13 protein-coding genes are annotated in these 13,963 nt (G+C 56.7%); 10 read left to right on the top strand and 3 right to left on the bottom strand.

Translation table 11 applies throughout. From position 1 onward, the window contains the following. Positions 1–51 precede the first annotated feature (51 nt). The 5 genes from odhB to E6C51_RS10165 all read left to right on the top strand — a co-directional run bounded on the left by odhB (position 52) and on the right by E6C51_RS10165 (position 4,615). Positions 52–1,290 carry a 2-oxoglutarate dehydrogenase complex dihydrolipoyllysine-residue succinyltransferase gene (odhB, locus tag E6C51_RS10185; RefSeq protein ID WP_190235864.1) on the top strand — a complete coding sequence of 413 codons (1,239 nt, stop codon included), beginning with the start codon at positions 52–54 and terminating at the stop codon, positions 1,288–1,290. Positions 1,291–1,390: 100 nt separating this feature from the next. Beyond that, positions 1,391–1,804, top strand: a complete 414-nt coding sequence (locus E6C51_RS10180) for an MAPEG family protein (RefSeq protein ID WP_190235863.1) — start codon at positions 1,391–1,393, stop codon at positions 1,802–1,804. 32 nt (positions 1,805–1,836) lie between these two features. Continuing rightward, positions 1,837–2,478, top strand: a complete 642-nt coding sequence (locus E6C51_RS10175; RefSeq protein WP_190235862.1) for a LysE family transporter — start codon at positions 1,837–1,839, stop codon at positions 2,476–2,478. A gap of 87 nt (positions 2,479–2,565) precedes the next feature. After that, complete coding sequence (gene lpdA, locus E6C51_RS10170) at positions 2,566–3,972, top strand: dihydrolipoyl dehydrogenase (protein ID WP_146934527.1); 1,407 nt, start codon at positions 2,566–2,568, stop codon at positions 3,970–3,972. A gap of 139 nt (positions 3,973–4,111) precedes the next feature. Next, complete coding sequence (locus E6C51_RS10165) at positions 4,112–4,615, top strand: cytochrome b (protein WP_190235861.1); 504 nt, start codon at positions 4,112–4,114, stop codon at positions 4,613–4,615. 43 nt (positions 4,616–4,658) lie between these two features. Here E6C51_RS10165 and E6C51_RS10160 read toward each other — a convergent pair whose 3' ends face one another. Both E6C51_RS10160 and E6C51_RS10155 read right to left on the bottom strand, forming a co-directional pair. Continuing rightward, complete coding sequence (locus E6C51_RS10160) at positions 4,659–5,741, bottom strand: TraB/GumN family protein (RefSeq protein WP_230987186.1); 1,083 nt, start codon at positions 5,739–5,741, stop codon at positions 4,659–4,661. Between the two features lie 30 nt (positions 5,742–5,771). Beyond that, positions 5,772–6,707: a tyrosine recombinase XerC gene (locus E6C51_RS10155; RefSeq protein WP_146934532.1), complete on the bottom strand. Its 936-nt coding sequence runs from the start codon at positions 6,705–6,707 to the stop codon at positions 5,772–5,774. A 221-nt stretch (positions 6,708–6,928) separates the two neighbouring features. On the opposite strand from E6C51_RS10155, the gene E6C51_RS10150 reads away from it, so the two are divergent. Further along, entirely contained in the window at positions 6,929–9,145 is a 2,217-nt protein-coding gene (locus E6C51_RS10150; RefSeq protein ID WP_190235860.1) for a primosomal protein N', read from the top strand. Positions 9,146–9,151: 6 nt separating this feature from the next. Here E6C51_RS10150 and E6C51_RS10145 read toward each other — a convergent pair whose 3' ends face one another. Beyond that, a complete protein-coding gene (locus E6C51_RS10145) occupies positions 9,152–10,198 on the bottom strand; it encodes an alginate lyase family protein (protein ID WP_190235859.1) in 1,047 nt (348 codons plus the stop codon). A 101-nt stretch (positions 10,199–10,299) separates the two neighbouring features. Between E6C51_RS10145 and E6C51_RS10140 the strand changes: the two genes are divergently transcribed. The 4 genes from E6C51_RS10140 to E6C51_RS10125 all read left to right on the top strand — a co-directional run bounded on the left by E6C51_RS10140 (position 10,300) and on the right by E6C51_RS10125 (position 13,945). Further along, positions 10,300–10,683, top strand: a complete 384-nt coding sequence (locus E6C51_RS10140; protein ID WP_190235858.1) for an AGROH133_08824 family phage infection protein — start codon at positions 10,300–10,302, stop codon at positions 10,681–10,683. A gap of 261 nt (positions 10,684–10,944) precedes the next feature. Further along, the gene (locus E6C51_RS10135; RefSeq protein WP_146934543.1) at positions 10,945–11,511 is read left to right on the top strand and encodes a F0F1 ATP synthase subunit delta; all 567 of its coding nucleotides are present in this window, start codon (positions 10,945–10,947) and stop codon (positions 11,509–11,511) included. Continuing rightward, positions 11,511–13,037: a F0F1 ATP synthase subunit alpha gene (gene atpA, locus E6C51_RS10130; protein WP_146934546.1), complete on the top strand. Its 1,527-nt coding sequence runs from the start codon at positions 11,511–11,513 to the stop codon at positions 13,035–13,037. Before E6C51_RS10135 ends, atpA begins: the two co-directional genes overlap by 1 nt. 29 nt (positions 13,038–13,066) lie before the next feature. Further along, a complete protein-coding gene (locus E6C51_RS10125; protein WP_146934549.1) occupies positions 13,067–13,945 on the top strand; it encodes a F0F1 ATP synthase subunit gamma in 879 nt (292 codons plus the stop codon). Positions 13,946–13,963 lie beyond the last annotated feature (18 nt).

The raw sequence follows: 13,963 nt of genomic DNA, 5'->3' as shown, positions 1-13,963 counted from the left end.
GCCCGAGACACCTTGTTTGAAACGCACATAGATCAACGGAATTGTTTTATCATGGCCACTGAAATCCGCGTCCCCACTCTGGGTGAATCCGTCAGCGAAGCCACCATCGGCACCTGGTTCAAAAAGGTCGGCGATGTCGTCAAGGTTGACGAACCGCTTGTCGAGCTTGAAACTGACAAGGTGACGGTTGAAGTTCCTTCGCCCGTCTCCGGCGTCCTGTCCGAAATCGTCGCCCAGAACGGCGACACTGTTGGTCTCGGCGCGCTGCTGGGCAACATTACCGAGGGTGCCTCTGCGGGTGCCAGCGCCCCTGCTGCTTCTGCACCAGCGGCTGCCCCTGCACCTGCTGCGGCACCTGCCGCCGCTGCTCCTGCCGCCGCTGCTCCTGCCGCAACCGGTTCCATGCCAGCCGCTCCTGCTGCTGCCAAGCTTGCTGCTGACAACAACATCAACACCGCTGATGTTGACGGCTCTGGCAAGCGCGGTCAGGTGCTGAAGGGCGATGTGCTTGCAGCCATTGCCAAGGGTCCGGTTGCTGCTGCACCGGCTGCTCCTGCGGCACCCCGTCCGGTTTCCAGCGCTGACGATGCATCGCGCGAAGAGCGCGTCAAGATGACCCGCCTGCGCCAGACCATTGCCAAGCGTTTGAAGGATGCCCAGAACACCGCTGCCATGCTGACCACTTACAATGAAGTGGACATGTCGGCTGTGATGAGCCTGCGCAACAAGTACAAGGACATTTTTGAGAAGAAGCACGGCGTCAAGCTGGGCTTCATGGGCTTCTTCACCAAGGCCGTGACCCACGCCCTGAAGGAACTGCCTGCTGTCAACGCCGAAATCGACGGCACAGACATCATCTACAAGAACTATTGTCACGTCGGCATGGCTGTTGGCACCGACAAGGGCCTCGTGGTTCCTGTGATCCGCGATGCTGATCAGCTGTCGATCTCGGGCGTTGAAAAGGAACTGGGTCGTTTGGCCAAGGCAGCCCGCGATGGTTCGCTCTCCATGGCTGACATGCAGGGCGGCACGTTTACCATCACCAATGGTGGTGTCTATGGTTCGCTGATGTCCTCGCCGATCCTGAACGCGCCGCAGTCCGGTATTCTGGGCATGCACAAGATTCAGGATCGTCCGGTTGTTGTTGGCGGTCAGATCGTCATCCGTCCGATGATGTATCTGGCGCTGTCCTACGACCACCGTATTGTTGACGGTAAGGAAGCCGTGACCTTCCTCGTGCGCGTCAAGGAAAGCCTGGAAGATCCAGAGCGTCTGGTTCTCGACCTCTAAGATCATGACGTTTTCTCCCGTCGTCTTCGGGTGACGGGAGACGATGGGTGCCGCGGCGTTTCAGCTGGAATTGTTTCATCCCAAAAAGTGGAGCCTGATCATGCAGCCGACTTTTCTTGCCGCGTCGCCTTTTTTGCCCATCATTGGGCTGAGTGTTGTTCTTTTGATTGTCCATATCATGCTGCAAGGCATGACAGCGACAAAGGAATTGGGAACGGACTGGAACGCCGGCCCCCGTGATGGTGATAGAAAGCCGAGCGGTAAAATCGCCGGTCGTGCCGAACGCGCATCGGCCAATTATCGCGAAACCTATCCTGCCTTTATCGCTCTTGCCTTCAGCCTTACCCTTGCCGGGGATCCCCATGGCTTTGGCCTGATCGGGGCATGGGTGTGGTTGGCATGTCGGATTATCTATATCCCGCTTTATCTGGCAGGCATCCCCTACATCCGCTCGCTGGTGTGGCTGGGCTCTTTGGCTGGCTTGGTTGCAATGCTGTTGGTGTTGCTGTTTTAATCCGCGCAGGTTGAGCTGAACGAGGACCGTCGATGCATCCCTATCTGTTTGAACTCGCATCCCTGATGGCAATTTTTGTTTTTGCCATTGTGTCGCCAGGCGCGGATCTCGCTATGGTGATGCGCCAATCGCTGATCCATGGCCGACGCGAGGCAATCATCACCAGTTTTGGCATCGGCACAGCGCTGATGTTTCATGTCACCTACACCATTCTGGGTCTTGGTCTGATTATATCTCAATCGATCTATCTGTTTAACATCGTCAAATGGTGTGGCGTTGCTTACCTGCTCTATATAGGCGTGAAAGCGCTGCGGGCCGGGAAATCCGACCTGACTGCGCAGCCGACCGCTGATGTTCGCGATCGCAAGCAGCAATCCGTGTCGAAAGCCTTTTTTCTTGGCTTTGCTGCCAATGCGCTGAACCCGAAGGCGGTGTTTTTCTTCCTGTCGATCTTCTCCACGGTGGTCAGCATTCACACGCCGATTTCCGTTAAGTTTGGCTATGGTCTGGTGATGGCAAGCTGCCTGATCCTGTGGTTTGTTGGCGTCAGCCTGTTCATGACGACGCCAAAGATGCGTGCGGCTTTCTCAAGGGCCAGCCAATGGATCGACCGCGTCAGTGGCGCTGTCTTCATCGTGCTGGGTCTGAAACTTGCGACCGAGAAGGCCAGTTAATCCGGGGCGCTTTGCGCCCCTCGTTTTGTGCTTTGCCTGAAACCCACCGCGATGGGTGGCATAACGTTTGATATAAAGGAATGAAAAATGGCGTATGATCTTGTTGTCATTGGTAGCGGCCCCGGCGGTTATGTCTGTGCAATCAAGGCCGCTCAGCTTGGCATGAAGGTGGCTGTGGTTGAAAAGCGCGCCACTTACGGCGGCACTTGCCTCAACGTCGGCTGCATCCCCTCCAAGGCGCTGCTGCATGCCTCCGAAATGTTCCATCAGGCCGCCCATGGCATGGCTGATCTGGGTGTGGATGTTGGCGCGCCAACGCTGAACCTGCCCAAGATGATGGCCCATAAGGATGCCACCGTGAAGGCCAATGTTGAAGGCGTGTCCTTCCTGTTCAAGAAGAACAAGATTGATGGTGTGATTGGCACCGGCAAGATCGTGGCTGCTGGCAAGGTCTCTGTCACCAATGACAAGGGCGAAGAGCAGGTTCTGGAAACCAAGAACATCGTGATCGCTACTGGCTCGGATGTGGCTGGCATTCCCGGCGTTGCTGTTGATATTGATGAGAAGATCATTGTGTCGTCCACCGGCGGTATCGCGCTGGACAAGGTGCCGGGCAAGATGATCGTGGTTGGCGGCGGCGTGATCGGCCTTGAGCTTGGCTCGGTCTGGGCGCGTCTGGGTGCCAAGGTCACAGTGGTTGAATATCTTGATACGATTTTGGGCGGCATGGACGGCGAAGTGTCCAAGCAGTTCCAGCGCATGCTGGTCAAGCAGGGCATGGAATTCAACCTCGGTGCCAAGGTTACCGCCGTTGAGAAGTCTGGCACTGGGGCCAAGGTGACATTCGAGCCTGCCAAGGGCGGCGAAGCCACCACTCTGGAAGCCGATGTTGTGCTGGTGGCCACAGGCCGCAAGCCATACACCACAGGCCTTGGCCTTGAAGCTGTTGGCGTTGCCCTCGACAACCGTGGCCGCGTGGAAATCGACAACCACTTCCAGACCAATGTGGCTGGCATTTATGCCATCGGCGATGTGGTCAAGGGTCCAATGCTGGCCCATAAGGCTGAAGATGAAGGCGTGGCTCTGGCCGAAATTCTCTCCGGTCAGCACGGCCATGTGAATTACGATGTCATTCCGGGTGTGGTTTACACCCAGCCGGAAGTGGCCTCTGTTGGCAAGACCGAGGAAGAACTGAAGGCCGCGGGCGTTGCCTATAAGGCTGGCAAGTTCCCCTTCACCGCCAATGGCCGCGCCCGCGCCATGCAGGCCACCGACGGTTTCGTCAAGGTTCTGGCTGACAAGGAAACAGACCGCGTTCTCGGCGTTCACATCATCGGCTTCGGTGCTGGCGAAATGATCCACGAAGCAGCCGTTCTGATGGAATTTGGCGGCTCTTCCGAAGATCTGGGCCGTACCTGCCACGCCCATCCGACCATGTCGGAAGCCGTGAAGGAAGCGGCACTGGCAACTTTCGCAAAGCCAATACACATGTGATCTTTTCTCTTCTGCAAAGAAGAGAGAAATCGACAAGTATTATATTTTCGTAACATTGAAAGCCGTGGCTTGTACTTCAAGCCACGGCTTTTATCATGAGGCCAGTGTTTCTGTATGCTTTTGATAAAAGGTAAGAATTATGGCTTCAAATTCGGTAACCAGCTATTCCATCCTGCAACGAGCCTTGCATTGGCTGATGGCAGCGTTGATTTTCTTCAATCTGATCTTTTCGGATGGCATGGAGCATTGGAACCGGCTGATGCGCCGCGGCGAAACGATTACGCCCGATGACGTCAGCTCCGCCAATATCCACGCCTATGTCGGCATTGCCATTTTGCTGCTCTGTCTGGTCAGGCTGGTCGTCAGGCTGGTGCAGGGCGCACCCGAGGCACCGTCGGAAGAACCAGCTCTTATGAAGCTGGGCGCAAAAATTGCGCACTGGACATTGTATGCTCTTTTTATTCTGATGCCGGTGACCGGCATTGCCAAATATTACTTTGGCAATGACACGCTTGGTGAACTGCACGGCGGACCTTTGAAAGTCCTGCTCTGGGCCTTGATTGTCGCGCATATTCTTGGCGCGCTGGTGCACCAGTTTTATTGGAAAACCAATGTTTTGGCGCGTATGACGCGCGGGGTGTAAACCTATCTTGCTTTATATTCGGCGAGAGGGTTTGCCCCGCCGTTTACGGCATTGCGGTGACGGTGAAGCCTTGCTGGCGCAAGAGCGCGACAAGGCCAGCTTTTCCCGGCAGGTGAAGGGCACCTACGGCCATAAACACGTTGCCTTGATTGAGGGTTGGCGCGGCGCGCGCTGCCATGATCTTGTTGCGGTCGAGAACGATCCGTTGCTCAAACGCTGCGTAGTCCGGGTCTTTGGTGGAGGACGGTTCAGGAGAGACAGCCTCAAGCATGGGCACAATCGCACCAATATCTCCCTTAAGGTAAAGATCGATCATGGTCTCATTGACGTCGTTCATCCTGTCGCCAAGCTGCAATGTTTCGATCAATGACTTGAGGTGAAAAGCCATGGGCAGGTCATTGAGGGCGGCAAGCTGCTCGGCATAGGTTTCCAGCCCCATCACGCGCTTGCCCGCCTTTGCGGCGTCTTGGGCAATCCGTTTATCGAGAAAAGAAACCCCTTCGGCCTTTCGCGCCAGCTCGCAGGCTGGCAGGGCCACAAAACTGGCAATGATCCACGGCTTCATGCGGTTCACGGCCGCTAAGGCCAGTCCCCGTTTTTTCAGCCCCGCTTCCAAGGTCTTCACCTGTTCAGGCGTCAGATGGCTTGTGATGGTTGAGCCATCGGTAAACATCGAAAGCTCAGGCTTGGCCATCAGCGCAATTGCCGCCTTTTTATCGTCCAGCACCTCATCCGATTCGACGATGATTGTCGCCGCCGCATTCGCAGCCGTTTGCGCACCATCGGGCATGGTCAGCACGCGCGGATCGGTTACATGCATGGTGCCAAGCAGATAGGACGGCTTGAGACCGGGCTTTTCAATTTTCCAGAAAATCGCCTGACCATTGGGCGTCTTGGCAGCTTCTGCTGCAACCTTCGCATAGGCCTGTGGATCGCGCTGTTGCAGCTCTGGCAGCAGGTTTTTGCCAGTGCAAGCGTGATCGGAAGGCGTCTGGGCCTGGGTCGTGGCAGACGAGAAAAGCAACGCCAGTCCCAACGCAAGGATCATGCTCAAGGTATTGCGCATGGCTGCGATCCATTGACCTTTGCGTGTTGTGGGGTAGGCGCGTTTAAAGGGCTTCATCATGCACAGTTTCCAGATCGGCAAACAGACCAGTTATGCCCGGGGATGGGCACGATCATAGATATCCATCAGGCGGACCGAATCAATGCCGGTGTACACTTGCGTGGTTGAGAGGCTGGCGTGACCCAGCAATTCCTGAATGGTGCGCAAGTCGCCGCCGCCGCTGAGGAGGTGGGTGGCAAAGGAGTGGCGAAGCGCATGCGGGGTGGCGGTTTCCGGCAGGCCGAGGGCGGAGCGCAAGCGTTGCATCTCGCGCTGAATAATCCCCTGTTGCAATTTTCCACCGCGCGCACCGCGAAACAGCGGCTCTGAGGGATCAAGGTGATAGGGGCAGAGCTTTTGATAGGCCTCAACGGCTTCGCGCACAGCCGGCAAAAGCGGCACCAGCCGGGTTTTATTGCCTTTACCGGTGATACGCAGCGTGGTGGTGTCACTGCCAAAGTCGCCGGGCAGCAGATTCAGCGCTTCAGAAATGCGCAACCCGCAGCCATAAAGCAGCGAGAGCACGGCGGCATCGCGGGCGGCGATCCACGGTTCTTCATTCATTTGTGTATCGGCATGGACCACTTCCAGCGCCTGCTTGGCGCTGAGCGGCTTGGGCAGTGATTTGGGCTGCTTCGGCGAGCGAATGGCACCAGCCCCCGCAGCGTTGACCAGCCCTTTGCGCTCCAGAAACCGCAGCAGTGAGCGAATGCCAGCCAGATGGCGGCCAAGCGAACGTGCACCGGAGCCGTCTTTGCGGCGCGATGCCAGAAAGGCGCGCAGATCAGAGGGCTTTAACGCCTCAATATCCTTTATAGACGGCGGGCCACCAAAATAGCCGGTGAGAAAACTCAAGAACTGCCGGGTGTCGCGTTCATAAGCGGTCAGGGTGTTTTCTGAAAAACGCTTTTCCTGAGCGAGGTTGGCAAGCCAGCTTTGTCGCTCACTCATCAGGTCAGGTGCGGCAATCACCAAGAACTCGTTCACGGAAGCAACCCTTTGCTTGGTCAGTCATCCTGTCAAATTGCCTGATAGCTGTTAGGGAATGCTTAACATTTGCTGCCAAATGCTGAAGGAGTGCAAAAGATGCAGGCGTGGCTTCTCTCACGCGCGATGGCCATGTCCTTTCCCTGTTATGTCCTTGCCCTGTCCGGCATTTGTCAATTTCCTGTTTCATTTTTTGGCCTTTGGGGGCATTGTCCGCCGCGATGAGCTCTGAATTGTCTGACCTGTTTGGGCCGCTTTCCAAAGCGGAGCCCGCGACCCGCACCGTGCCTGTGCTGGTGCCTATGCCCGCGCCCGGGCCGTATAGCTATGGCGTGCCAGCGGGCATGGCTGTGGTGCCCGGCTCGATCGTGCAGGTGCCGTTGGGGCCGCGCAAAGTCATTGGTGTTGTTTGGGATGGCGAAGATGGTGGCAAGGTTGAGGCCTCCAAACTGCGCCCGATTGAAAAGCTGTTCGATTGCCCGCCGCTGGATGAGGCCATGCGCCGCTTTATTGATTGGGTGGCGGCCTATACCTTGTCGCCGCCGGGGCTGGTGGCCCGCATGGCGTTGCGCACGCCTGCCGCCTTTGATCCCGAGCCGATGATTGAAGGCCTGCGCGTGAGTGGTCATGAGCCGGATAAATTAACGCCCGCCCGCCAAAAAGTGCTGGCACTGGCGGGCGATGGACTATCGTGGACCAAAAGCGGCCTAGCCCATGCGGCGGGCGTGTCCAGCTCGGTTATCGATGGTCTGGTCAAGCAAGGCGTGTTTGAGACGGTGTTTTTGCCGCCGCCGCCTTTGGTGGCCAAGCCGGACCCCGACTATGCCGCACACCGGCTGGCGGGGCCGCAGGAAGATGCCGCCGAGGTCATCGTTGATGATATCAAAGCCGGAGGCTTTTCTGTATCCTTGATTGATGGCGTCACCGGCTCTGGCAAAACCGAAGTCTATTTTGAAGCCATTGCCGAGACGCTCAAACAGGGGCGTCAGGTGCTGATTCTCTTGCCGGAAATTGCCCTGACCACCGCCTTTCTGGAGCGTTTTCAGGATCGCTTTGGCGCAAAACCCGGCGAGTGGCACTCGGATCTCGCCACCAGAACCCGCGAAAAAGTCTGGCGACAGACAGCCACTGGCGACATTCGGGTGGTGGCGGGAGCGCGCTCAGCGCTGTTTTTGCCCTTTGAAGATTTGGGGCTGATCATTGTTGATGAAGAGCATGATCCGGCCTTCAAGCAGGAAGACCGGGTGTTTTACAATGCCCGCGACATGGCCGTGGTGCGGGCCCATATCGCCAAAATTCCGGTGGTGCTGGTCTCGGCCACGCCCTCGGTGGAAAGTCAGGTCAACAGCTATTCGGGCCGCTACAAGCGCATCCATCTGCCCACCCGCTTTGCCGATGCGGCCATGCCCGATCTGCACCTGATTGATATGCGCAGGCATCCGCCGGAAAAGGGCGGCTTTCTCTCGCCATTGATGCTCAGGGCCATGGCGAAGACTCTTGAAAAGAAAGAGCAATCCTTGCTGTTTCTCAATCGGCGCGGTTATGCGCCGTTGACCCTTTGCCGGGTTTGTGGCCATCGCTTTCAATGTCCGCAATGTTCAAGTTGGTTGGTTGAACACCGCTTTCGTGGTCAGATTCAGTGCCATCAATGCGGCTATAATGAGCCGACGCCGCAGGCCTGCCCGGAATGCGGCACGCTTGATCATCTTGTGGCTTGCGGGCCGGGCGTGGAGCGCATTGCAGAAGAGGTGGAAAAGCATTTTCCCGAGGCCCGCACGCTGGTGCTCTCCTCCGATATGGGGGGCGTGAAGCGGCTACGGCTGGAGCTCGAGGCCATTGCCAAGGGCGAGGCCGATATCATCATTGGCACCCAATTGGTGGCCAAGGGCCATAATTTTCCGCTGATGACGCTGGTGGGCATTGTCGATGCCGATATTGGCCTGGCCAATGGCGATCCGCGCGCTGCCGAGCGGACTTTTCAATTGCTCAGTCAGGTGACGGGCCGGGCCGGGCGCACCGGTTTGAAAAGCCATGGCCTGTTGCAGACCTATCAGCCGCAACATCCAGTGATGATGGCCATTGTCTCTGGCGATGCCAGCGCCTTTTACGAGCGGGAAATCACCGAGCGTGAACGGGCGGTGCTGCCGCCCTATGGGCGGTTGGTGTCGATGATTGTCTCGGCAGACAACCGCATTGATGCCGAAACCCATGCCCGGCAATTGCGCATGGCGGCTCCCTCTGTCACCGGCATTGCCATTTTAGGCCCAGCCGAAGCGCCCTTGGCGCTGATTCGTGGTCGGCATCGTTTTCGGCTGCTGATTCATGGCCGAAAGACCAGCGATATGCAGGCTTTTGTGCGCACCATGCTGGAGCGGGGGCCAAAGCCCGTGCGGTCTATTCAGGTCCAGGTGGATGTTGATCCGCAGAGTTTTCTGTAAAACCATTCAGCGCGGCGGCAATCCGCCAAAGTAAAGCATGGTTTTCGATGACATTTTATCCAGCATGGCTTGTTGCTCTGGTGCCGGAAAACGGTGCTGGTAGGGTATCAGCCAGCCCACTGTGCCACCCGCAAGGGTGATGGGTTCCTGCGCGACGCCAGCCGCCTTCACAAACGGACTTGGGTCGGTGATGCCATTGAGCGCAAATCTGGCAAGGCGCTTCAAAGCGCCATCATTGTCCTGATAGAGATCAATGCCATTGGCCTTTGCCAGCTCGGCGGTGATTACCAGAGGAGTGACTGCAAAAAGATGATAGTGCAGGGCTTTGGCCCGCCGGCCCATTTCCAGCGGCAGGCTGCCATCCGGGGTAACCTGACGAAGGCCGATGCGTGCACTGTCCACACCCCAATCAAACAGATCGCGGCGATTGGCCGCAATGCCTGCCGCAGACATGGCAAGGCCCGCCCAATAGCGATGATTGTTGCGCGCATCCTCGGCCTTTGGACGTTGATCATAATAGCGTCGGTTCTGCATTGCCATTGTGGCGAGCCAGTGGGTGATGGTGCTGCGGTTTCGCGGTTCAATTTGCGAATCGCTCCTGATTTTCAGCCATGCGATGGAAAAGGCACCCAGCACCCAGCCCTGAACGTAACTGGCCTGATTGCCCTGCATGGTGCCGGTCAGGCTGTTGGCTTTGGCCAAAGTGGCAAGGTCTGCGGCAGCGCAAGCGGCAGCGCCAAGATCTCCCTCTTGCTGATAGCGATCTGCCAGCCGGGTGATGATTGTGGCTGTATCATAGATTGACTGTGTTGCTGCTTTATAGCGGTGGAGACGCTCCTGATCGATGATCGAATGGTTTTTATCGGTATAATAGCCTGACGCCGTCACGCCTTGCGAAAGGGCAGGCAAGGCGGCACATGGGCGGTTGGAAACCGTGGTCTGCGCTATGGAGCCATCCCACGGACTTGCCAGTGCTTTGGCCTGTTCCGCAGCGCTGGCCTGACAAGACAACAGCAGGCTGATGCCCCATAACGCGGGAAATACGGACTTCATGGCTCTTTCCCTTTCACCGATGAACTGCGGTACAGCTTATTTTATCCATCACGACTTCATGCCATAACACGCCGAATCATTTCCGCTGATCCGAGGTCGATATGCAGTTCTATTTTCCTGCCGAGTTTGGCGAGCAATTGGCTTTCGCCGGGGCCAGCCTGGCTGCCCTTCTGGGCTTTGTCATCATGTTTGCGCCGGGGCTTACCATGCGCTTTTTCGGCCTTGTCCAGCGCGAGGATCGCTTTGAAGGCATGGGCCTGCTGCGCTTCCTGGGCGGTATGATGCTGGGCCTTGGGCTCAGCGCCATTCTTCTGGCTCAGGTCTGGGTCTATATTGCGATTGGGGCAACATTTGGCATCGGCTTTTTCGGCTTGGCCCTGTCCATGCTTCAAGACCATGGTGCAACATTTCGCAACATACTCTTCATGGTTGTTGTTCTTGCCCTTGTCGCCATGCCTCTTACGTATGTCTTTGGTCTGTTTTGATGCAATTGGCGTCAGCGTTCAGAGGCGGATGCTGATATTTTCGCATTTCAGATCACAAAAACGTCAAAAGCGGGTTGCCCTTGGCGCGTATTCCGTTAATACCCGTGTTGCGAGTCTGGGTATCCTATGCTAGACGAACCGCGAATTTTGGATAACGCGGGCCGCAAGGTCTGTGTTTCCGGGGGAAAACTTAAACGATTTCAACTTGGTCATGCCCGCAATTGTGCGCTTGATCGGGTGGGATCCTAATCAGGGAAATTTGTGCCCGTGGCAGACACATCCCAGCGGATTTCTGGAGTTGCCGAGCGCTACGCCTCGTCTCTTTTTGACCTGGCGCTTGAGGCTGGTTCGGTTGATGCCGTCGCTGCCGATCTCGACCGGTTCAAGGCGATGATCGCAGAGAGCGATGATCTGAAGCGGCTCGTTTCGAGCCCGATTTTTACGTCAGACGAGCAGACGTCGGCTGTTGAAGCCCTCTGCGCGCAGGCGAAAATCGGAACGCTTGCTGGCAATTTTCTCAAGGTTGTTGCTTCAAATCGCCGGTTGTTTGCAGTGCCGGGCATGATCGCCGCTTTTGGTGAAATTGCTGCACGCCACCGTGGCGAATTGACTGCCGAGGTTGTAACTGCTCATGCGCTGTCCTCAGCGCAGGAAACTGAACTGAAGGAGGCGCTGAAGGGCGTCACCGGAAAGACTGTCACACTCAATGTGACGGTTGATTCTTCTCTCTTGGGTGGTTTGATCGTGAAGGTCGGCTCCCGCCAGATTGATACGTCCCTTCGCACCAAACTTTCCACCCTTAAGCTTGCACTGAAAGAGGTTGGCTGATGGACATCCGCGCCGCGGAAATTTCCGCAATTCTGAAAAATCAAATCAAAAACTTTGGTCAAGACGCTGAAGTTTCCGAAGTCGGTCAGGTGCTTTCCGTCGGTGACGGTATTGCTCGCGTTTACGGTCTGGACAATGTTCAGGCTGGTGAAATGGTCGAGTTCCCCGGTGGCATCCGGGGCATGGCGCTGAACCTCGAATCCGACAACGTCGGTGTGGTTATCTTCGGCTCCGACCGCGACATCAAGGAAGGCGACACCGTCAAGCGGACCGGCGCTATCGTTGAAGTTCCTGTTGGTCCTGAATTGCTCGGTCGCGTTGTTGACGCCCTTGGCAATCCAATCGACGGCAAGGGCCCAATCAATGCTGCGCAGCGTTCGCGCGTTGACGTTAAGGCTCCTGGCATTATTCCACGTAAGGGCGTTCATGAGCCTATGTCGACCGGCCTCAAGGCCATCGATGCTCTGATCCCGGTTGGCCGCGGCCAGCGCGAATTGGTCATCGGTGACCGCCAGACCGGCAAGACCGCGATCATTCTCGACACCTTCCTCAATCAGAAGCCTGCTCATGATGCTGGCGCTGATAACGACAAGCTGTTCTGCGTTTACGTGGCGATTGGCCAGAAGCGCTCGACAGTTGCCCAGTTCGTGAAGGTTCTGGAAGAGCGTGGCGCTCTGAAGTACTCGATCGTTATCGCCGCAACGGCTTCTGATCCTGCTCCAATGCAGTATCTCGCACCGTTCGCCGGTTGCGCGATGGGCGAATATTTCCGCGACAAGGGCCAGCACGCCCTGATCGCTTACGACGACTTGTCCAAGCAGGCTGTTGCTTACCGTCAGATGTCGCTGTTGCTGCGTCGTCCTCCGGGCCGCGAAGCCTATCCTGGCGACGTTTTCTATCTGCATTCGCGTCTTCTCGAGCGCGCTGCCAAGCTCTCTGACGAGCGTGGCGCTGGTTCGTTGACCGCTCTGCCAGTTATTGAAACGCAAGGTAACGACGTTTCGGCCTTTATTCCGACCAACGTGATCTCGATCACCGACGGCCAGATCTTCCTCGAAACCGACCTGTTCTATCAGGGCATTCGTCCGGCTGTGAACGTTGGTCTGTCGGTTTCGCGCGTTGGTTCTGCCGCTCAGATCAAGGCCATGAAGCAGGTTGCTGGTTCGATCAAGGGTGAGCTTGCCCAGTATCGTGAAATGGCAGCGTTTGCCCAGTTCGGTTCTGACCTCGATGCCGCCACCCAGCGTTTGCTGAACCGTGGTGCACGCTTGACGGAACTTCTGAAGCAGCCACAGTTTTCGCCTTTGAAGACCGAAGAGCAGGTTGCTGTGATCTTCGCAGGTGTGAATGGCTATCTCGACAAGCTGGCTGTCAGCGATGTGGGTAAATTCGAGCAGGGTCTGTTGTCCAATCTGCGGGCAGAAGGCACCATTCTCGAAGCGATCCGCAAAGAAAAGGCGATCAGCGACGACATCAAGGGCAAGTTGAAAGCTGCACTGGATAGCTTCGCCAAGTCTTTTGCCTAATCGGACTCGAGCCAAGGACGGATTAACGGATGCCTTCACTTAAGGATCTGAAAAACCGGATCGCCTCCGTTAAGGCGACGCAGAAAATCACCAAAGCGATGAAAATGGTCGCCGCGGCGAAGCTGCGTCGTGCCCAGGAGGCGGCAGAGGCCGCACGGCCTTATTCGGAGCGGATGGGGGTTGTTCTCGCCAATATCGCGCAAGCGGTTGGCAGCGATGGCGACGCACCGAAGCTGATGACGGGCACTGGCAAGGACGACGTGCATCTGCTCGTCGTCTGCACAGCTGAGCGCGGTCTTTGCGGTGGTTTCAACTCGCAGATCGCCCGTTTTGCCCGTGACCACGCACGCAGCCTGCTTGCCAAAGGCAAGACGGTTAAAATCTACTGCGTTGGCAAAAAGGGTTTCGACAGCCTGCGCCGTGAATTCGGATCGCTGATTGTCGAGCGCACCGAACTGCGCGACGTCAAGCGTGTTGGCTTTGAAAATGCCGATACAATTGGTCGCAAGATCATTGCCATGTTCGACAAGGGTGAGTTCGACGTTTGCACGTTGTTCTACTCTGAATTCAAGTCGGTCATCAGCCAGGTTCCAACAGCACAGCAGCTTATCCCGGCATCGGCTGGCGATAATTCTGCCAATGTTGAAGGCTCTGCGGTGTATGAATACGAGCCTGATGCCGGTGCGATCCTGACGGATCTCATTCCGCGCAACATTTCGGTCCAGATTTTCCGCGCTCTCCTTGAGAATGTTGCGGGCGAAATGGGTGCCAAGATGAGCGCGATGGATAATGCGACGCGCAACGCCGGTGACATGATCAACAAATTGACGCTGAGCTATAACCGCCAGCGTCAGGCGAAGATCACCACCGAACTCATCGAAATCATTGCGGGCGCAGAAGCGCTCTGAGCTTGAAGAAAAAGAGGG

It is taken from the genome of Gillisella terrae (assembly GCF_004801395.1).
Classification (GTDB): Bacteria; Pseudomonadota; Alphaproteobacteria; order Rhizobiales; family Rhizobiaceae; genus Allorhizobium; species Allorhizobium terrae.
The sequence above is the reverse complement of the archived record's forward strand: the minus strand, read 5'-3'. Positions and strand labels throughout refer to the sequence as shown.

Excerpts from the sequence above, each read along its gene's own strand:
- E6C51_RS10150 (WP_190235860.1), top strand. The coding sequence starts at position 6,929 with ATGAGCTCTGAATTGTCTGACCTGTTTGGGCCGCTTTCCAAAGCGGAG.
- odhB (WP_190235864.1), top strand. The coding sequence starts at position 52 with ATGGCCACTGAAATCCGCGTCCCCACTCTGGGTGAATCCGTCAGCGAA.
- E6C51_RS10175 (WP_190235862.1), top strand. The coding sequence starts at position 1,837 with ATGCATCCCTATCTGTTTGAACTCGCATCCCTGATGGCAATTTTTGTT.
- E6C51_RS10180 (WP_190235863.1), top strand. The coding sequence starts at position 1,391 with ATGCAGCCGACTTTTCTTGCCGCGTCGCCTTTTTTGCCCATCATTGGG.
- E6C51_RS10160 (WP_230987186.1), bottom strand. The coding sequence starts at position 5,741 with ATGATGAAGCCCTTTAAACGCGCCTACCCCACAACACGCAAAGGTCAA.
- E6C51_RS10125 (WP_146934549.1), top strand. The coding sequence starts at position 13,067 with ATGCCTTCACTTAAGGATCTGAAAAACCGGATCGCCTCCGTTAAGGCG.
- E6C51_RS10145 (WP_190235859.1), bottom strand. The coding sequence starts at position 10,198 with ATGAAGTCCGTATTTCCCGCGTTATGGGGCATCAGCCTGCTGTTGTCT.
- E6C51_RS10140 (WP_190235858.1), top strand. The coding sequence starts at position 10,300 with ATGCAGTTCTATTTTCCTGCCGAGTTTGGCGAGCAATTGGCTTTCGCC.
- lpdA (WP_146934527.1), top strand. The coding sequence starts at position 2,566 with ATGGCGTATGATCTTGTTGTCATTGGTAGCGGCCCCGGCGGTTATGTC.
- atpA (WP_146934546.1), top strand. The coding sequence starts at position 11,511 with ATGGACATCCGCGCCGCGGAAATTTCCGCAATTCTGAAAAATCAAATC.
- E6C51_RS10165 (WP_190235861.1), top strand. The coding sequence starts at position 4,112 with ATGGCTTCAAATTCGGTAACCAGCTATTCCATCCTGCAACGAGCCTTG.